General features: G+C 51.2%; 21 protein-coding genes. 9 read left to right on the top strand and 12 right to left on the bottom strand.

The features are described 5' to 3' along the window. The first annotated feature begins 439 nt into the window (after positions 1–439). The 3 genes from GA004_RS11090 (at position 440) to GA004_RS11080 (ending at position 2,297) form a co-directional block, all read left to right on the top strand. On the top strand, positions 440–1,264 hold the full coding sequence (locus GA004_RS11090; RefSeq protein ID WP_283393931.1) for a ThuA domain-containing protein: 825 nt from the start codon (positions 440–442) through the stop codon (positions 1,262–1,264). A 107-nt stretch (positions 1,265–1,371) separates the two neighbouring features. Beyond that, on the top strand, positions 1,372–1,809 hold the full coding sequence (locus GA004_RS11085) for a GatB/YqeY domain-containing protein (protein WP_283393930.1): 438 nt from the start codon (positions 1,372–1,374) through the stop codon (positions 1,807–1,809). 83 nt (positions 1,810–1,892) lie between these two features. Then, complete coding sequence (locus GA004_RS11080; protein ID WP_283393929.1) at positions 1,893–2,297, top strand: hypothetical protein; 405 nt, start codon at positions 1,893–1,895, stop codon at positions 2,295–2,297. A gap of 60 nt (positions 2,298–2,357) precedes the next feature. Here GA004_RS11080 and GA004_RS11075 read toward each other — a convergent pair whose 3' ends face one another. The 3 genes from GA004_RS11075 to GA004_RS11065 all read right to left on the bottom strand — a co-directional run bounded on the left by GA004_RS11075 (position 2,358) and on the right by GA004_RS11065 (position 3,919). Next, a complete protein-coding gene (locus GA004_RS11075; protein WP_283393928.1) occupies positions 2,358–2,921 on the bottom strand; it encodes a peroxiredoxin in 564 nt (187 codons plus the stop codon). An 81-nt stretch (positions 2,922–3,002) separates the two neighbouring features. Next, the gene (locus GA004_RS11070; protein ID WP_283393927.1) at positions 3,003–3,518 is read right to left on the bottom strand and encodes a hypothetical protein; all 516 of its coding nucleotides are present in this window, start codon (positions 3,516–3,518) and stop codon (positions 3,003–3,005) included. Beyond that, the gene (locus GA004_RS11065) at positions 3,449–3,919 is read right to left on the bottom strand and encodes a hypothetical protein (RefSeq protein WP_283393926.1); all 471 of its coding nucleotides are present in this window, start codon (positions 3,917–3,919) and stop codon (positions 3,449–3,451) included. Before GA004_RS11065 ends, GA004_RS11070 begins: the two co-directional genes overlap by 70 nt. A 315-nt stretch (positions 3,920–4,234) precedes the next feature. On the opposite strand from GA004_RS11065, the gene GA004_RS11060 reads away from it, so the two are divergent. Then, a complete protein-coding gene (locus tag GA004_RS11060; protein ID WP_283393925.1) occupies positions 4,235–5,263 on the top strand; it encodes a UDP-3-O-acyl-N-acetylglucosamine deacetylase in 1,029 nt (342 codons plus the stop codon). Positions 5,264–5,436: 173 nt separating this feature from the next. Beyond that, positions 5,437–6,237 carry an alpha/beta hydrolase gene (locus tag GA004_RS11055; protein WP_283393924.1) on the top strand — a complete coding sequence of 267 codons (801 nt, stop codon included), beginning with the start codon at positions 5,437–5,439 and terminating at the stop codon, positions 6,235–6,237. 270 nt (positions 6,238–6,507) lie between these two features. On the opposite strand, the gene GA004_RS18215 is transcribed toward GA004_RS11055, so the two are convergent. The 3 genes from GA004_RS18215 to GA004_RS11050 form a co-directional block, all read right to left on the bottom strand. Beyond that, positions 6,508–6,645 carry a hypothetical protein gene (locus GA004_RS18215; RefSeq protein WP_425492932.1) on the bottom strand — a complete coding sequence of 46 codons (138 nt, stop codon included), beginning with the start codon at positions 6,643–6,645 and terminating at the stop codon, positions 6,508–6,510. A gap of 23 nt (positions 6,646–6,668) precedes the next feature. Next, a complete protein-coding gene (locus GA004_RS18000; RefSeq protein WP_343218854.1) occupies positions 6,669–6,824 on the bottom strand; it encodes a DUF1611 domain-containing protein in 156 nt (51 codons plus the stop codon). Between the two features lie 88 nt (positions 6,825–6,912). Then, complete coding sequence (locus GA004_RS11050) at positions 6,913–7,221, bottom strand: hypothetical protein (RefSeq protein ID WP_283393923.1); 309 nt, start codon at positions 7,219–7,221, stop codon at positions 6,913–6,915. A gap of 178 nt (positions 7,222–7,399) precedes the next feature. Here GA004_RS11050 and GA004_RS11045 point away from each other — a divergent pair, with 178 nt between their 5' ends. The 3 genes from GA004_RS11045 to GA004_RS11035 all read left to right on the top strand — a co-directional run bounded on the left by GA004_RS11045 (position 7,400) and on the right by GA004_RS11035 (position 10,894). Then, positions 7,400–7,834 carry a Fur family transcriptional regulator gene (locus tag GA004_RS11045; RefSeq protein WP_283393922.1) on the top strand — a complete coding sequence of 145 codons (435 nt, stop codon included), beginning with the start codon at positions 7,400–7,402 and terminating at the stop codon, positions 7,832–7,834. A 35-nt stretch (positions 7,835–7,869) separates the two neighbouring features. After that, positions 7,870–10,089 (top strand): catalase/peroxidase HPI, encoded by a 2,220-nt coding sequence (gene katG, locus GA004_RS11040; RefSeq protein WP_283393921.1) that lies wholly within the window; start codon positions 7,870–7,872, stop codon positions 10,087–10,089. 283 nt (positions 10,090–10,372) lie between these two features. Further along, positions 10,373–10,894, top strand: a complete 522-nt coding sequence (locus GA004_RS11035) for a hypothetical protein (RefSeq protein WP_283393920.1) — start codon at positions 10,373–10,375, stop codon at positions 10,892–10,894. Here GA004_RS11035 and GA004_RS11030 read toward each other — a convergent pair. The 6 genes from GA004_RS11030 to GA004_RS11005 all read right to left on the bottom strand — a co-directional run bounded on the left by GA004_RS11030 (position 10,884) and on the right by GA004_RS11005 (position 17,898). After that, positions 10,884–11,411, bottom strand: a complete 528-nt coding sequence (locus tag GA004_RS11030) for a 2,4'-dihydroxyacetophenone dioxygenase family protein (RefSeq protein WP_283393919.1) — start codon at positions 11,409–11,411, stop codon at positions 10,884–10,886. The genes GA004_RS11035 and GA004_RS11030 overlap by 11 nt on opposite strands. 38 nt (positions 11,412–11,449) lie before the next feature. Then, a complete protein-coding gene (locus GA004_RS11025; RefSeq protein WP_283393918.1) occupies positions 11,450–12,160 on the bottom strand; it encodes an SDR family NAD(P)-dependent oxidoreductase in 711 nt (236 codons plus the stop codon). A gap of 56 nt (positions 12,161–12,216) precedes the next feature. Beyond that, a complete protein-coding gene (locus GA004_RS11020) occupies positions 12,217–13,287 on the bottom strand; it encodes an aldose epimerase family protein (RefSeq protein ID WP_283393917.1) in 1,071 nt (356 codons plus the stop codon). Between the two features lie 788 nt (positions 13,288–14,075). Continuing rightward, positions 14,076–15,377, bottom strand: a complete 1,302-nt coding sequence (locus GA004_RS11015) for a TRAP transporter large permease (RefSeq protein ID WP_283393916.1) — start codon at positions 15,375–15,377, stop codon at positions 14,076–14,078. Continuing rightward, on the bottom strand, positions 15,374–15,871 hold the full coding sequence (locus GA004_RS11010; RefSeq protein ID WP_283393915.1) for a TRAP transporter small permease: 498 nt from the start codon (positions 15,869–15,871) through the stop codon (positions 15,374–15,376). The genes GA004_RS11015 and GA004_RS11010 overlap by 4 nt, the downstream gene beginning before the upstream one ends. 413 nt (positions 15,872–16,284) lie before the next feature. After that, the gene (locus GA004_RS11005; RefSeq protein WP_283393914.1) at positions 16,285–17,898 is read right to left on the bottom strand and encodes a c-type cytochrome domain-containing protein; all 1,614 of its coding nucleotides are present in this window, start codon (positions 17,896–17,898) and stop codon (positions 16,285–16,287) included. A 142-nt stretch (positions 17,899–18,040) separates the two neighbouring features. Between GA004_RS11005 and GA004_RS11000 the strand changes: the two genes are divergently transcribed. Beyond that, positions 18,041–18,868 carry an alpha/beta hydrolase gene (locus GA004_RS11000; protein ID WP_343218852.1) on the top strand — a complete coding sequence of 276 codons (828 nt, stop codon included), beginning with the start codon at positions 18,041–18,043 and terminating at the stop codon, positions 18,866–18,868. Positions 18,869–18,959: the final 91 nt, after the last annotated feature.

Raw genomic sequence — 18,959 nt, 5'->3', positions numbered from 1 at the left:
GAGAAGCGACTATGTAATCCAAGGAGTTGGCGACAATCGGTTAGGATTAGGCGTTGCCAATGTAGTCGGTATGTGGCACGAATCTGTCCCTGAGTTCCCAGGCTTTGTCGATGCAAAACGGGCTGTGTCAGGGAGTTGGCTTATGAAACTCCCCGAACTCCACGCCGATTCTTTTCGATTCATTAGGTGGGGGAGAAATGAGTCGTTCTCTTTTCGTTTGGTTATGGAATTATGTCTCCGAGCAATCGAGTCTGCCATCGCAAGTATTCTCGGATTGCTTTTTGAGTAAGCTACTGGAGACTCTCGATCGTTTTTGAAGTTTATGTACCCAATCAATTTTCGTATTTCTAATTTTTTTAAACGGCTCTTCCTAGCTTTGCTCGCTGGGATAGTCCTATGTTCTTGTTCGAAGGAGTCGCCTGCTTCAAAAATCAAGGTGATGCTGCTGACGGGACAGAGTAGCAAGTACCACAATTGGGAGCTGAGCAGCTTGCTGTTAGAAAAGCGCCTTTCTGCGTTGGACTTGTTCGAGGTGACCAAAGTCGTCTCACCGGCTCAAGGTGAAGACTTTTCTGGTTTTAACCCCGAGTTCGCGTCCTATGATGTGGTCGTCTTGGACTACGAGGGTGATAGTTGGCCCGAGTCAGCTCGAAAGGGATTAGAGGCCTTTGTCGGAGGTGGAGGGGGTTTGGTCTCGGTTCATGCGACGGATAACTCCTTTGCCGATTGGCCCGCTTTTAACGAAATGATTGGCGTCGGAGGTTGGGGAGGTCGAGGCGACGATTTCGGTCGCAAGATCCATTGGTTTGATGGAAAGGCGCAGTTGCTCAATACTCCAGGGTCGGCGATGCATCCGCCGAAACATGACTTCGAAATTGTGACACGGGCCCCTGAGCATCCAATTATGAAGGGGCTTCCCGTGCGATGGTTGCATCCTAACGACGAGATCTATAGTCGTCTACGGGGTCCGGCAAAGAACGTGACGATTTTGGCTACCGCGAAAGCCGACAAGGGAAAGGTGGACAAGGGAACGGACAACCACGAACCGATGCTTATGGACATTCGTTATGGTGAAGGTCGCATCTTCCATACCACCTTAGGGCACTGTAATACGAAGGACGATGAGCGGGTTCCCTCCCTCAATTGCGTTGGATTTATTACAACCTTGCTGAGAGGGACCGAGTGGGCAGCAACGGGAAAAGTGACGCAGGCTGTTCCCTATGATTTTCCAGCGGTAGAAGCGGTATCGATTCGAGAGCAATGATCCGGAACTGGTGATTGGAAACTGCCCCGGAAATCAGTCCTTGGGTTTGAGGGGGCCATTTTTTGCTTATTGCCAAAGCGACTCGGGTATGTCCTCTATCGAGTTTTATGAAATTTAGGCTCAAAGAACTTCACCAGAAGGCGCGATTGGCTCGCGATGCAAACAGCACCCAGGCGTACGGGGCAGCGTTGGCGGCAATTCAAGAGGGAGAAGTCCGTGCAAATCAGGATTTCGATGAAGCGAAGATGGTCGCGGTAGTCGAAAAGGAGGCGGGCAAGTTCAAGGAATCGGCGGAAGCGTTTGCCAAGGCGGGAAGGTATGAGCAGGCGAAAGAGCTACAGGAATGCGCTGATTTGCTGTCTGCGTTGTTGCCTTCCAAGCTAGCGGAGGAGGTTTATCCGAAACTGGTTTCCCAAGCAATTGCCTTAACGGGTGCGACGTCGATGAAGGAGATGGGTTTGGTCATGGCTGCGTTAAAAAAGAAACATGGCTCCGCTTTGGATATGCGACTTGCTTCTGCCGCCGTGAAAGAGGCTCTCGGCTAGAAAGCCTAGAGCTTCGGGAAAGGGTTTTGCCAGGCTCGCTGGTTGACAAAAAAATCCTCTGGCATAGGGTTAGGATCATGTTGATGAAATCGAGTATTTTCAAGCGAGTGTTTGCAGGCATGGGTCTTGTGTTCCTGTCGGCGACAAGCTCGGTCGCGACCAACAGCGAGGAGGATACTCTCAAGCGAGTCCAGCAAGCAAAGTACAAAGCGTTTACTGGGATTTGGGAAATTCGCTTGAACGAGGAGATTCGTCCACTTGAGGCCGGCTTCAAGAATTTCCTGCCAGGCCTAGATTACGTTCTCGTGGATGAGAAAATGCGGGATGCTGGTCGCAACACGCTCATTTTTCGTGGTCAGGGCGATACAAAGGTCGTGATAAAACTGAGGACTTTTGGCATCTTCACAAAAATAAGTATCCGCATAGGGATCATGGGAAATCAAAGCAAGTCAGCTCAGCTGTTCAGCTACGTCTACCGAAGAATGTAGTCATAAAAAACCCTCTCCGGAAACAAACGGGATTGGGAAAGTTAAGCAGGGGACGGTTCCCTACGCCTTTTTGAGCAGGCCTAGAACGTTTGCGGTGTCTTCGGTCGCTTTGACCGCGTCATCCTTGTAAATAACTTTACCCGCCTTATCGATGACGAATGTCCAGCGTCCCGTGGTAATTCCGCGGGTGAGTGTGTGCATGACGCCATCTACTTCTCGTTCAATTGAGGACCCATCGCGAGTCGCTACGCCAAACTTTTTGGCAATCGCTCCGTCAATGTCCGAAATTAGGGTGAAGTTGAGACCGTTAGTCTCTCTGAACAGCTTTAGGTTGTTGACCGAGTCTCCACTGACGCCGACGACGATTGCGTCCGCATCGTTCAGGGCAACCGACTGATCGCGGTAGGCGCAGGCTTGCTTCGTGCAGCCGCCAGTCATCGCAGCTGGGTAGAAGTAGACGATGACGTTTTTCTTGCCGATGTGCTCATCCAAGCTCCAAAGGTTGCCCTTGTCGTCATTGGCGACAACTCCGTTAACGGTACTGCCGACGTCTATTCCTGCTATGGCCATTGAAGTAAATAGTGAAAGGATGATTGATCCGAGTGCGAAACGTAAGATTTTCATAATTAACAAGGATGGTTGGTTGTAACGCTTAAAAGACGCATTCTTGACAAGAGTGGTTGCATTTATTTGAAAAGGGAGCGTCTAAGGGCTGACCGTAATCGCATTTTTGGGCAGAATGGAAGGTGTTTCCGTTGAGCGAACATTGTAAGGGTGGTTGATTCCCAGGGTGAAGTAGGATTCGCCGTCGTCCTTGTGTTTGCCGTCTTGGCGCCTGATCTTGCCTTGCGTGTACTCGTAGGCCCCGAGGATGTCCTCTGGCCGGAATTCGTGCGGACCCAGTCCATAGATACCTGAATATATACGAGGCATCTCTTCGGGGGATATGGCAGGGATGTTCGAGGGGTTGCCCGCATGATTGGTGAGCGCCTTGGTGAGTGCGGTGCGCACGTCTCGAGCCAGCGGATTGTCGCCCGCCATGGGCTCGTCCGTACGCTCAATGATTTTGATGTTTTTCTTGCCAGCCAGCACTTCCACGACTGCGGCCTCGGGTAAGCGTCGTATGATGTTGAGATGGATGGCTCCGACTTCTACGCTACGGTTTTCCTTGATATGGTCGATGTCCGCTTCGATATTTTCCGCTGACGATACCAATGACACGAATACCGTGTCAGCATTGTCCGTGTTGCACTCAGTGACGAAGGAATAGTGGCGGCCACTTCGAGAAACATCGTACTCAATTTGGATGGAGCGTGGTAGTATTGCTCGATTCCGTAGACGATTCCTTGGTCATAGGTAAAATTGACTGTACGCTCCCCTGTAACCGATTGAGCGATGCCCCCCTCAGCAGCGTGCTCTCCCTTGCACTCGATGGATATGGTGGAGCGATCGAAAACATTGAGTTGGCCCTCGGCTCGAGCAAACTCGCCCATCTCGGTGGAAGGGGTTAAGGGGTAGAAGACGCCTGCTTCGGTGATATGCACTTCGGTGTAAAGGGCTACAAGTTGATTCCCTTTCGTAGTGATTAGAATTCCGGGATACTTTGGTTTGGAGGCTATCATATTCGAAATGTTGTTTAGAACTAGTATAAGAGCCAGATAGTTAGATGCTTAACCAATTAAATCGGTAGTTTGCTTACGGAGTTGTAAAAGATGCTATCCCATTAAGAAAGGAGAGATTCGGTTTGAGAAAGGAGAGTAAAAGGTACAATGGTTTTTTTGTGCTATGCCGACAATTATATTGGGGTTCTAATGGTATTGCCTCATCCGGGTTGTTCCAGACGGCATTGGGAGCTCACCGGGAAACGGTAAGGCTCTCATCAAATTTGCCTTCGAAAAGCTTGCAAAGCGTTCCAATTAAGCGATGACGATTCCTCGATGGCCCGAGACTTCGATTTTGGAAGAATTTTGGATGGCAACAATGATGCCTTGGAACGGTCGTACCAAAGATTCAGTGGGCTGCCGGTCGACCAAGACTGGAGTAACGATTCTGCCGGACCGTCACATGACCATCCCTTGACGATTGCAAACCCTGTTGCGGTAAGCGCGCCGGGAACCTTTGCGAAAGATGAGATACGGACCCTGAAACTTGAGCCTACCGATAAACCCGGATGGTGGTTTGACCGAGAAGATCTTCCGGATTCGGGTCCCATCAAGGTTTCGGTCCGAAACGTTTGGACGACGGGCAAGGTCGTGAGTAATATTGTCCTCCGTTCGGGGTCGGCGCATAATTACGCCAGGCTGGTGGAGCACATCATCGCTTTGAAGGCAGGGATGGACGTGGACAACTTGATGATCCGCATGAAGTCCGGAGATCCGCCCCTGTTTAATGCGGGAAGTGAAGACTTAGTTACTGCGTTGAAAAAAGTGGGACGCGCGGAGTGTCCCGGAGAAGTTAAGTACCTAACGGTTAAAGAAACGGTTACGATTGGCACTCCCCACGAGGGATTTACGACGATTTCGCCCTGTCAGTCGGGTGACCGGACTTTGAGAGTCGACTGTGCTCGCGATTTTCCCAACGCGATCGGGCAGCAGCGTATCTGTTTCGTGCTAAATGACCGCTCGTTCGATCATGGTTCAACGGCCCGTACCAACGCGACCTGGAGGCAAATGATGCTCATTCGAACCTTTGGGAAGATCTTTGCCGATGTACGAAATATTGGATACAACAAGAGGAATATTCTCGTTGCAGGGAAGTGGGGCTACGTGAACGAGCCCACTCATCAATTCGAAGGCAAGTCGCTTGAGGCGGCTTGGCATCGTGCCATCCTGGATCTCGTCGCTGCCCTGGCCCTAATAGAGGAAGGTCGCTTTGTGGGAAACATCACCGACTTCAAGGGCAACCATTTTGCGGACGTTGAACTCGTTAAACTACTCTATGCCAATGACCTCCTCGTGGAGGTTTGAGGGTCCTTTTGTGGCTGGGAAGACCGGCCCACTTCTCCCCACGGGATTCTATACGTGAAAAGCGTTGTCTTTTTTGGTGCCAGCAATGAAATTTGGGTATGACTGTTCGAGTTTTGAGATATGCGGCAGCGTTGATCTTGGTAGGTAGCTCTATGCCGTTGAATTCAATGGCTATGGAACGAAATATCACCAAAGACATAGTATTCGCAACGGTTGGGGACACCTCTCTGGCTCTGGACCTTTATCAGCCAAAAGGGAAAGCGAAAAATGGATTGATCGTTTGGGTACATGGAGGTGCATGGCGATCTGGCTCGAAGGATAAAGTGCCGATACTCGGGCTCGTGGACAAGGGCTGGACTTTAGCCAGCGTGAACTATCGTTTGAGTGGTCAAGCGCACTTTCCAGCCCAATCACACGACATAAAGGGCGCTATTCGATTCCTCCGGGCCAATCAGCAGGAATACCGTTTACGAGCAAATAAGATATTTGTAATTGGCTCGTCTGCTGGCGGTCACCTGGCAGCCCAAGTCGGCGTAACTAATGGTCAGTTTCAATTGGAAGGATCGGTGGGAGGAAACGGAAACGTCTCTTCCGACATTCAAGGAATCGTTTCCCTGTATGGAGCGAGTAACTTGACCACTATTCTGAATCAATCAACGCCTCATGGTCTGAGTGTCCGAGTTCCGGCATTGGAAGCCTTCATAGGGGGACAACCGGAAGATCTCGTCAAGGAGACCCAACTCGCCAGTCCGGTGTTTCATGTCGACGAAACGGATCCCCCCTTACTGATGATCCACGGCGACCAGGACCCTCAAATGCCGATCAATCAATCTATTGAATTGCTGGGTAAATACAATGAGCTCAATCTAGATGTTACCTTCATCCCAATTCACGGAGCCAAGCATGGTGGGAAAGCCTTCTTTGACGCTAAGCGTATTGAAATTATGAATCAGTTCCTGCTGAGTATAAGGTAGGGTTTTATGGGAATCGGTTGGAATGACGTACTGGAGCGGAATGAAAAACCAATGGTGAAAGTAGAAAGAAGTGTTCGGCAGTCAGGAAAAGGGATTTAGAACATTTGGGGACTTCTTCACTCAAAATCAGCTGTGTTCCGACTGCGATTGCGCTGTTTTTCAAAAAAAGGGGGAAGCCATGGCGCAGAGCAAGGCGCTGTAATTGAGCTGGGAGGGGTCTTAGTTTCCAACGGCTAGCCCTCCCGCGTAATTGCTCCAAACCCGTAATGGTTAGGCTGGCCTGTCTGATAACCTTCCCCAATTTGAGGGAAAGCTGAGAGCATCATTTCCACAAAGCTCTCCGAGCGTTGCCATTTCCATCTGGTCGAAGCCATACCGATGCTGCCGATTTGGCGTGCGTTGCAAGATTACACCGGCCGGACAACTTTCGCTCAGGATAAAGCTCGAGGTCGAATAGACGGGATGGCTTCCCGTACAAGCTTGCGTTCTGTCGACTGCAACATACCGCCCGCAGGTGCAATTCCAAAAACGAAGTAGTCTAGGAGCAGTTCGGCCTGGTTCAAGGCATCGGCTAGGTTGCGAAAGATGGGAATGCCGTTTGGTTCGCCGTCGAGAACGAAGTCCGTGTCCAGTCCCGCTTTTTAGCTATCGATGATAGATAGGATTTTGTATTTATCAGAATGCCTTACAGGCCGTTAGCTGTTTTCCCACCGAGCTCGCCAAAATTCGCTTTTCAATAGCGATCGCTCTTTTAGAGAGAACGGCATTGTCAGGCGATGCTTCCGAAATGTAGCAAACGGTCGTAGGGCTGAGACAGCAATTGATTGCTTCGCCAGCACTGATAGTGGTGATTTCTTTCCATGGGAACTCCTTATCCGAGTTAGACTCAGAGGAGGCGTCAGGATTGGACCGATCAGAATGTTCGAAAGTTAGCGAGAGGTCCCCACCAAGATAAACTTCGGGAAGTGTCATTGCCCATTTCACAGGATAAAGAAAGATTTATCTTCAATCTTCAGGTCGGGATGCTGCCATTAAAGCTGGATTTGAGGATTTGGAGTCCACTTAAAAGAAAGCGTAGGAGTCTTCCTATCGGTAGGTCGCGGGAAAGATTTCTGAAACGAATTCTTGATCTAGTCCAAAATTAGGTTATCTCTGGAAGTTAATGTCTTCATCCGAACCCCTAGATGTATCTGCTGCGTTGAAGGGAGCGGGCCTACAGGTCACCGCTCAGCGTTTGGCGGTACACAAAGCGGTGAGCGATCACCCCCATACGATGGCCGATGAGATCTGCGATCATGTGCGGTCCGAAATCGGTGCGATTTCCCGTCAAGCAGTATACGACACTTTGAATGTTATGTCCGAGCACGGGCTAATCCGTCGGATTCAGCCGGCCGGATTGGCCGCTCGATACGAGGACCGAGTCGACAATCATTATCATCTAGTGTGCCGAGAGTGTGGCTCATTGGTGGATACCGATTGCGAAAACGGCCGAGCTCCTTGCCTAGATGCCGAGGACAACCACGGCTACCGGATCGACGAAGCAGAAGTCATCTACTGGGGTTTGTGCCCCGATTGCCAGTCGAAGGCGAAATCCTAACCCAATCTGTAAACCTGTATTAATTGAAGTAATTTATGAGTACCGACCAAGATATGAATAGTATTAGCAAGTGCCCGGTGATGGGCGGAGCGGCGAGCCGGCACACCGCGGCAGGCTCCAAGTCGAACCGGGACTGGTGGCCCAACCAGCTAAACTTGCAAATCCTCCATCAAAACTCTCCTATGTCCGATCCAATGGGCGAGGATTTCAACTACGCCCAGGAGTTCAGCAAGATTGACTTGGATGAATTGAAGAAGGACATCGAGGAAGTGATGACGACTTCGCAGGATTGGTGGCCGGCCGATTATGGTCACTATGGGCCCCTTTTCGTGCGGATGGCGTGGCACAGCGCGGGCACTTATCGAATCGGAGATGGCCGGGGCGGGGCGTCGGCGGGCACACTGCGCTTTGCTCCTCTGAACAGTTGGCCTGACAATGTGAACTTAGACAAGGCTCGTAGGCTACTTTGGCCGATCAAACAGAAATACGGTCGCAAGCTTTCATGGGCGGACTTGATGGTATTCACGGGCACTTGCGCGATCGAGTCGATGGGCTTGAAGTCTTACGGTTTTGCGGGCGGGCGCGAAGACGTTTGGGAACCGGAAATCGATGTGTACTGGGGAGTCGAGAGCGAATGGCTGGGTGACGAGCGCTACACGGGTGACCGCGAACTCGAAAACCCGCTTGGAGCCGTTCAGATGGGTCTCATTTATGTAAATCCTGAGGGCCCCAATGGAGATCCAGACTCGCTGGCGGCGGCAAGGGACATTCGCGAGACCTTTGGCCGGATGGCGATGGGCGATGAGGAGACGGTCGCTCTTATTGCGGGGGGACACACCTTTGGTAAAGCGCACGGCGCGGGCGACCCAAACCAGTACGTCGGTGCCGAGCCTGAAGGAGCCAGCCTTGAAGAGCAAGGGCTCGGATGGAAGAACAGTTTTGGCACGGGCAACGCGGAGTATACGATCAGCAGTGGACTGGAAGGTGCATGGACGACCAATCCAATAAAATGGGATAACGAATATTTTGACAACCTGTTTGGTTACGAATGGGAGAAGACCAAAAGCCCCGCGGGCGCGACTCAGTGGATTCCAAAGGATGCGGCTGCTGATGGCACCGTGCCGGATGCTCACGATCCGTCAAAGCGACACGCTCCCATCATGTTCACGACGGACCTCGCTCTTCGCGTGGACCCGGAATATGAAAAAATCTCACGGCGCTTCCACGAGAATCCCGACCAGTTTGCGGAAGCTTTTTCCAAAGCGTGGTACAAGCTCACCCACCGCGACATGGGACCGCGTTCCCGTTGTCTGGGCTCAATGGTTCCCCACGAACCCCTCCTCTGGCAGGACCCGGTTCCGGAAGTGGATCGTCCGTTGATTGACGCCGCCGATGTGGCTGCTCTCAAAGGCAAGATCCTGGCATCCGGATTGACTATCCCTCAGTTGGTCACGACCGCTTGGGCGTCAGCTTCGACCTTTCGCGGTACGGACAAACGCGGGGGAGCTAACGGAGCTCGTATCCGCCTTGCACCGCAAAAGGAATGGGAAGTGAATAGCCCGGAAGATTTGGCCAGAGTGCTGCAAAAACTGGAGCAGGTTCAGACCGACTTCAATAACTCTGCCTCAGGTGGAAAAAAGGTGTCGCTTGCGGATGTGATCGTTCTCGGAGGCTGCGCGGCGGTCGAAGAAGCGGCCAAAAAAGCGGGGCACGAGGCAAGTGTATCCTTCTCGCCAGGACGGACGGACGCGTCACAGGAAATGACCGACGTCGAATCCTTTGCGGTGCTCGAACCGAAGGCAGACGGATTCCGGAATCACGCCAAAGGAGATGAAGATCGGTCAACTGAAGAGCTGTTGCTGGACAGGGCCCATCTGTTGACGCTGACCGCTCCCGAAATGACGGTGCTCGTTGGTGGATTGCGTGTTTTGAATGCGAATACAGGACAAAGCCCGTTGGGAGTTTTCACTAAGGAGCCCGGTTCGCTTTCGAATGACTTTTTTGTCAACCTGCTCGATATGAACCTGGAATGGAAGAAGTCTCCCCGTTGCGAGCACTTCTTCGAAGGAAAAGATCTTAACACGGGAGAACTCAAATGGTCAGGAACGGCGGTTGATCTTGTCTTTGGATCGAACTCCCAGCTTCGTGCCTTATCAGAAGTTTATGCCTGTGATGACGCGAAGGCGTCATTCGTGCAGGACTTTGTTGACGCGTGGGAAAAGGTGATGAATCTCGATCGCTTTGACCTCTCTTGACTGCGTCGCTAGGCTCTAGCGTGATAGTCTAAACTACCAAGTAGCTTTTTCAGCACCCCAGTTGCAGTCCTAGTGCTGCACTGGGGTTTGTTGTGTTCCTGGAAGATTTAAATACCCGTGAAAAACCTCATGAGGGGGCGCTTTCAATAAGTAAGGATGGATCAATTACATCCCCGTGTATAGGCTTGTGTGCTCTCAAGGATCACTGAGAGACAAACGCTCATTGTGCCTCATTTTCATTCTGGCTTTTGCATTTTCCTGCAGGAACGGTCTGGCGAAAAAGATGGTCCCCAATAAAGTGGCTTGGCTGGATCTGAGGTCGAATGGCATACTGTTTGCAATAACGGCTTTGTTGGCGTGTGATCTGGGGAAATCGAAACCCAAAGTTACGAATGACATTCGCTGGAAGGACGGGTTGGGAAAACCCGAGAAACTTGTGCCCAAGAAGGGTCTTTTCTCCTTTTCTCTGATACCGGGTGTCTACGAGATTTACGATTTTTCCTTGTCAGGCTTGAATAGTCACGGGTCTCAATACCGATACGAATTCGAAGTGAAAGTAGGCTTCCTGACCTACATAGGACGCATCGTTACCGATGTGGATCTCATGGAAAACGAAGCCGGCAAAAAGATGCTCAAGGATCTACCTTTCGTAAGTGACAGTATGTTGGGGAAAAGTGATTTGGGATTGTTGAAAGGTAGCTGGCGATCTCCGAGCACCCATAGATTGGTATATTTTGTGGGCTCTCGGAGATCGCCCGCTACCTTATTTCGCCGAATCGTGTTAAAAGATTCCCTTACCGGATAAACTGGTTTACGTAGTCTGATCCTAGGCCGACTTTGGTATAGTGTTTGCGACACATGTCGATCTTGGTAAAAACGTCTTCGTATCCAAGGTGTTTGCCGTAGGGGTCGACGTAGTACATGACTCCATTTACTTGAAAGTAGGTGATCATTTCCTCCACATCGTCGGGTACCACGAGGGTGTGCGTTTCACCCGGTGGTTCGTAAACGTAGCTGCCCTCAGTGGCTACCCAGTCATGTTCAAGGTAGTGCCAGCGTCCTTTGATCACATAGCCGTGCACGGCATTGGGATGCCGGTGGCGGGACAGGATTCCGGCTCTCGTCACTCTGAGCATGTTCATCCAATACCCTTGGGATATGTTGAGACAAAGGGGCCGGAAAAAGACACCCTCGGCTTGTGGTACCCAGGCTCCCTCGTCATCCGGAATGGCGTTGGGAACAACGATGTCAGATTGAGCATCAGGCGGCATGGGGTGCTGGTACGGGACACATGGGTTTGGATCAGATTCGGAAAGCGGCATTTTGCGATGGATTTGCTGTTTCGGTAATTCAATATAAATTACATCGCGGCATATCCGCCGTCGACGTTGAGAACAGTTCCGGTGATAAAGGAAGCCGATGCGCTAGCAAGGAAAAGAGCGGGCCCGACCAGTTCAGAGGGATCGCCCCAGCGTTTGAGGGGTGTGCGGTCAATGATTGCCTGGTTTCGGTTTGGGTCGTCGCGGAGCGATTGGGTCATCGGAGATTCGATCCAGCCAGGAGCAATTGCATTGACGCGAATCCCGTCGCCCGCAAAGGCGATCGCGAGGGACTTGGTGAGCTGCACCACGCCCCCCTTGGATGTGGAATAAGCGGGTACTATACCCCCGCCGAAGTAGCTCAGCATCGAAGCGGTGTTGATGATGGATCCACCTGATTGCGCGAGGAGAGAGCGAGCAGCGATGCACGCACGCATAGTGCCGTTTAGATTGATATCGACGACTGAGTCGAAAATCTTCGGCTGAAGCTCCTCTTGGCGGCGGATTACCCCAGCGGCATTCACCAGAACGTCGAGTCGATCCAGGCCCGCAAAGGCCTTGGTGACAGATGTCTCGTCCCGGACATCCAAGGCTCTAAAATCGATTCCGTCTGTCGGCTCAGGAAGGTCACCGATCCCTGCCGCGACTACTTCGTATCCAGATTCTGAAAACCCATGAGCGATTGCAAGGCCGATGCCGCTGGTTCCACCTGTGACAAACGCACGTTTTGTTTGGCGGGAAGAGGAGTTCATAAATTTAGGATTCAAAGGGTGGAAAATTGATCGGGAGAAAAGCGGCTGAGATCAGACTATTGAATTGAGAATACGAACTGGGTGGTGCTCTTAAACGGTTTGCTGGGTCTGACTATAGGAGAGGGGAACTGCGGGTGATTGATTGAATCCGGATAATGCTGGGTCTCGAGGCAAAAGCCATGCTTGTTTCCCGTGTAGAGCTGAACGCCAGGCTGGTCGGTTCTCACTTCCATGAGTCGTCCGCTCTCCGGCTCGTGAACACGGGCGGCCACGACTAATTGGTTTCTGCCGGCTTTGATGACGAAGTTGTCGTCGTACTTGTAGGGGTGAGGTTCTCCAATCTGATCGAGCCGCCAGCCAATCGTTTGTGGAACGGTAAAGTCAAAGGGAGATCCAGACACTGTAGCTAGTTCGCCGGTCGGAAGCAGATCGGAATCGGCGAGGGTGTATTGATGGGCATTGAGCCAAAGGATGTGATCTTCAAAGCCCCCTCCGTTGGACAGATTGAAGTAGGCGTGATTGGTCAAATTTACAATCGTCGGTTTGTCCGTTTTAGCGGTGTAAGCGAGCGATAGCTCGTTTTGGTCGTTGAGCGTGTAGGTCACGGTCGCGGTGAGGTTGCCCGGGTAACCTTCCTCACCATCTTTGCTGAAATATGAGAAGACCACGCCGGCTTCCGTTTTCGAGACCGGCAAGGCTTCTGCGTTCCAATTGACTTTGGCGAAACCCTTTGCACCACCGTGAATATGGTTGGCTCGAGCGTTTTGGGTGACTTGGTAGTCTTGGCCATCAATTTTAAACCGTCCGTCTTTGATTCGATTGGCAAAACGTCCAATGACAGCTGCGGCGGGAAACGGGCCGAGATAGTCATCTAAAGACTGGGAACCGGCTACGACATTGCGAACGCTTCCCGTCCGGTCAGGTGCTTGTATTTCGGTTATGATCGCTCCGTAAGATATAACCCCCACTGTCATCCCATTTGCATTGCGAAGAAGAAACTGCCGGACGGTTGACCCATCATCGAGCTCTCCGAAGTCGCGTTCCTCCAGTCGAATGAGTGTCGACGGGGCCGCGAAAGGTTGGATAAGAAGTAAAAGGAAGAAAAGTGTGGCTGAGAATATTTTCATAGAGGACTTTAGCGGAGTGTAAATACTCAGATATCACGTAAGCGGGACGAGCGACAAGCGAGTAAATCGAAAATCGGATTTTCGGTCAAATGGCACAACTGGATCTCTAGTTTCGCCGTTCTCTCGACGTAGAAAAAGTTAAAGGAGGAGAAACTAAACGACTGCATTAATAGTATTCGAAATTATGGCTGTGTTGGCCTTTGGTGCCATGGTCTATATGGAAATCAAAAGACCCGAGGCGGGATTGTAGCTACGCTTCAATCGCGTTAAAGGAAGAAAATAACTTCAGGCTTCGGTGCCTTCGGGCACTGGAGATTTAAGTTTTGTATTCAAATTTTAATGTTAGGAAATGTTCATTTCAAGGGGCGCCAGTTAGGGTTTCCTGTTTTGTTTTGGTGCCGTCTAGTAGTGGGTCGCTGATAGCTGGTGTTTGCTCCCCGTGTTTAGGGGGAGCCTAATTTTGGCTGACTTGGGAATCGACTGGGTGGGGCTACTTGATGAAACTTTCCGTCCAAATGTGTCTAAAATGGTTGGTTAGGAGGTGATTTTTATGAAATCGGACAGCAAGGCGAGGGTTCAGTTTTAGCTTTGCCAAGAGCGCAGTCTTGTTCATTTTATTTGACGGAGTATATACCTCAACAATAGTTTTTAATTTCCCAGCACGATAGAAACAACATCCTGTACACGAGACGCGATTTTCTCAATCTGTGTTTCTTGCTCTTTTTTTGGTTAAATTTTTAGGCAGAATTTAGGTTAATAAAGCCCGTGACTCACGAAGCGTTTTAAGATCACAGAAACTCAGGAGCCAGCCAGCGCGGGAGGAATAGGACGATTTCTGGGAATACGATAGTTAGCCCCAAAAGGAGGAGCAGGGGAAGCAACAATATGGCGACATCTTTTAGGACCTTCGAAACCGCGACCTCGCCAACGGAGCAGGAAATAAGAAGGCACAAGCCGTAGGGCGGTGTGACGAGACCAAAGGCGAGTGAGATGACTCCAATGATGGCGAAATGTATGGGGTGCATTCCGGCTTTTTCAGCTAGAGGTAAGAGTATCGTACCCAGAATAATTATGGCCGGAATCGCATCTATGAACATGCCGATAACCAAAAAGGAGAGGGCGATGATAAATCCTGTCGTTATAATTCCAGTACCGTAAGCGGCGACCATATCCACCAGGGCTTGAGGGACCCTGTAGTAGGCGAGTAGCCAGCCAAAAGCGGATGCAGTCCCTATGCAGAAGAGTGAAATAGCGGATAGCCGAGCGGAATCGTAGAGAACTCTCGGGAATTGTTTCGGTCCGATTGCTCGATAAATCAATCCACCGAGAAAAGCGGAATACAAGACCGCGACGACGGATGCTTCGGTCGGAGTGAAGAGCCCGCCTATAATTCCTCCGACGATGATCGTGGGAGTGACCAGCGCGAGAATGGACTTCCCGAATGCTTGGAAAAACTCCATGAGAGAAGCTCTCTTGTAAATGGGGTAGTTTCGAGTTTTCGCGTAGACGAGCACGGTACACATCATAAACAAGGCAATGAGGATTCCAGGGACCATCCCGGCGAGGAAAAGTCCGCCGATGGATACAGACATGAGGCCTCCCCAGACGATCATTATGATGCTCGGGGGTATGATAACGCCCATCACGGAAGAACAAGCCGTGATCGCTACTGAAAATGAGGTGTCGTAGCCTTGTTTCTTCATGGCAGGAATCAGCAGTGATCCGATACCCGCTGCGTCTGCGGTGGAAGAACCGGAGATTCCGGCGAAGAGCATGCTGACCATGACGTTGATATGCCCGAGCCCGCCGGGAAGGTGCCCTACAGAAGCACGTGCCAGGTTGATAAGGCGCTCGGTAATTCCGGCGGCATTCATGAGATTAGCCGCTAGCAAGAAGAAGGGCACAGCGAGCAATATGAATGCGTTGTAGGACTTCCACATTTCATTGATCAGAAGAAATGGTGTGAGTCGCTCATCGATAAAAAGTATTGGAAGGCAGGCTAGACCCAATGCGAACGAAACGGGTACTCTCAGGAGCACGAGGGCAGCGAAGACGCCAAACATGATTGCGGCTGCTTCTCCTGTGCTCATGCCTCCAGCTCCGGTTCGCGGTTACTTCTGATCTGCTTGAAATCCAGGGCTAGCTTTTCTAGGAGAAAAAGGATCCAGGTGAGGCCGGCGAGGGGAAAGGTGATGTAGATGCTCAGCATGTTGATGCCACTCATTTCCGAGCTCTGAGCCATTCCGAATTTGGCAAAATCAATGCCGTAGACGAGAAATACGATCGCGAGAGCGAACATTGAGGCGTGGCGTACCAGCTTTAGAATACCACGATTACTAAATCGTTTTGGCTTTGGGAGTAGATCCACATCAAAGTGCGTACCATCTCTAACGGCGATCATGGAACCGATCATTATAATCCAGACAAAGCAGAACCGAGCGACCTCCTCAGTCCAGATGTATCGCGGCAAAAGGTCGGTAAAACGGGATACCACCTGCATAAACACGGGGACGATCATAAGTCCCATTAGGCAAGTCAGGGTGACTTTTAAAACGCGATAGTATCCGTCCAGCAGCGACTTCATTTTGATGGGGGTGCCGGGTAACTTTATGGCTTGAGGTCCATTTGCGTTCAGGTACGAGGTACGCCAGGTTTCGAGGGTAGCCAAGCGTTCGCAAGTGTGGCATTTAGGGAGGATCTTGTTCCTGGCTCAAGAGAATTGATCGCGAATGTTTTCTGGGAAACTAGAGGGGTATTCTTAGACGAGGAATTATTTAACCAATCTCGTTTTCAATTAAAAGGTAGTGGATGAGTCTTCCGTCACTAGTTCTCATTTGGAAGATCGCCTAAGTTTAAAATTGTGACGCCGTACCTCTCGAGAGGAGGTGCGAGATCGCCCTCTACCATTGATGTGTCCTGCCAAGTTCTAGCAAAGTGAAATGTAGAAGCGATTTTACAAATAGAATTAGAACCGGTCGGCAAAATATGGAGTATTCTCTAATTTCCCGTTTCGATCCCAGTGTCTACGAGGATTTTTGCGTCGCTGATCTTCGCTTTCAGGGCAGCGATTTCATCCTGCCATGCTTGTACTCCGGTGGCTTCCAGTTTCTGTTCCTGGAAGTCGTCCGCTGCAGACTTGCTGATTTGAGTTTCCCAGACGAAAAGGCTCTTTAAGCGAGGCAAATCAACTAAGGCATCGAGGGCGTCATCCGTAACCTGGGTCCCGTAGAGATTCAAGTACCTAAGGCGTATCAGACTTTCCAGGTGTTGGATGCCCTCGTCGGTGATCGACGTTTTCTGGAGATAGAGCTTTTCCAAATTAGGCATGTTGGCGACGGCAGCCAGTCCTCTGTCGGTAATATCGCTAAAACCAATCTCAAGCTCCACAATATTGTTAGCGATTGGTTCGAGCTTGGAGAGTGCGTCATCATTGAATTTGCTGTCGCCAAAAGGTCCCTTTACCCGAACCGCGGGAGAATTGAGTGCCACCCGAAGGATGTCGATATTGGGTTCTTCCTCTATCGTAGCAATCTCTGCTTCGGCCTCTTCCCAGGTGAGCATAGGAATTAGTATCTCAGGGACCTTTTCTTTTTCTTCAACTTCCGCGGAACCTTCTAACTGGGCAACCATCGCGGATTTTACCGTTTCAGGAATCTCGAGTTCGCCAACCAGACCGCTTTCCATAGCCCCCACTTGTATCCACCATTCCAGGATGGCGATTTGCCCTTCCGTAGGTTGTGGTTTGCCTTCAGGCGGCATATGCTCATCGTCGTCTATTTCGAGATGGAGCCGGTAGATCAGCTCGCTCGCATCGATGTCACCAGGCACGATGGTGTCACCGAGCTCACCCCCAAGCATTACCAATTCAAAGGAGTCCATTCGGAGGTCCCCTTTGGATTTGTCGGGTCCGTGGCATTGAATGCAGGTCTCTTCGAAAATTGGGTGGATTAAGTCTTGGTATACATCCGCTTCAGCGACTGCGATGGGACCGGTTTCGTCGCTGTCGCTTTCCATCCCGAATAACGATTTCAGAGGACTTGGGATGTGTTTGGTTAGGTAGCCAGAGCCGTGAGTCAGCGTGCCACCGTCGTGACCGACCACAACCAGAAGAACTAGGGTTGCGGCGAGTGCGCTATGGTAGGGAATTGAGAAGCCGTTTCGGCTTTTGGATCTTGCCCAGTTGCGAAGGACTATGAGCCAGAAGGCAAATATGGCCGAGAGGGAGCCTAGCCAGCGGTGGCGATCGAGTAGGGTTTCGTTGTAGCCCCCGGGTAGGGCGAGCAGGATGCCGAGAACCGCGGCGATGACTGCCACGATTGCCGTGTAGTTAAGAACGATTTCGCAGGCCTTCCCGATCCGGGGACCGCTTTTGGAGCTATCGAGGTACTCAAGGACTGCAAGGATCGTATAGAAGCCAATAGGAAGGTGGAGGAGGGCAGGGTGGAAGTGGCCTAGGAACAGCGTCCATTCAGGAGCATTCTCAATCCCGTCTGTGAACATTGCTAGGCAGAGCATGATGACCGTCACGATCGAGGCAACGATGATGGCCATTTTAAGGTTGGCAGGTTCACGGCGGCGGGGCGGAAATCTCTTGGAGTATGGGCGCGACATAATCTAAAATATGGTGATGATAGGAAGGGCGTCGGTTTTCAACAGAAATTTCTTCAATACGAAAACCAAGCCCGCTTTTGCTCTCGAGCGGGAAGTATTTGCCTTTTCGGCACTTCCAGTTAGAAACGGCACTATGTTAGATATGAAACCGGCGATTCTAGTCGCCTCAATTCTGTCTCTGGTAGGTGGCCTTTCGCTTCTTGGGCAGGACCTTTCTTATTCCCTGCAAAAAGATATCCCCTATCAGAAGGATGACCCGAGAAAAACGGATCCATACATCGCGGAACGCTGCGTGTTGGATCTGTATGCTCCCGAGAATCGTAAAGGGTTTTCAACCATCGTGTGGTTTCATGGGGGTGGTTTGAAGAACGGGAATAAATCGGTACCGGAGGGATTTAAGGAGAAGGGTATTGCGGTGGTCGCGGTCAACTACCGGCTTCATCCCAAGGTGAAAGCTCCCGTCTACATTCAGGATGCCGCCGCTTCGGTGGCCTGGGTCTTTGAAAACATCGAAAAATACGGAGGTGACGCCTCGCGGATTTTCGTCTCCGGAAGCTCGGCCGGCGGCTACTTGACGAGCATGGTGGGTTTGGACAAGCGTTGGCTCGGAGCCCACGGAATCGACGCCAATCGGATTGCGGGACTGATTCCACTCGCCGGACATACGATCACCCACTTCACGGTTCGGGCGGAGCGAGGGATCGAAGGCACGCAGCCGATCATCGACGATCTCGCGCCTCTGTATCACGTTCGTGCGGACGCGCCGCCTTTTCTCATGATCACGGGCGATCGCGAGCTCGAAATGCTCGGCCGCTACGAAGAAAATGCCTACATGATGCGCATGATGCGCGTCGCGGGTCACAAGGATGCCCGCATCATGGAGCTCGATGGTTACGGGCATTCGCCGAGAGACGCGGCCGCTCCCTTGATTCTCAAAGAAGTGCGGCGGGTGGAAAAATTGCTGAAGTAGTCGATTCCTATCGAAAATTGGAATCTGGGGATTGATACGGTCTGTGGAGATGAGGCTGTCATTAACGCAAAGACGCGCATCTTTTTGGAAT

Source organism: Candidatus Pelagisphaera phototrophica, assembly GCF_014529625.1.
GTDB classification, from domain to species: Bacteria; Verrucomicrobiota; Verrucomicrobiia; order Opitutales; family Opitutaceae; genus Pelagisphaera; species Pelagisphaera phototrophica.
This window is presented reverse-complemented; position numbering and strand designations above follow the sequence as displayed.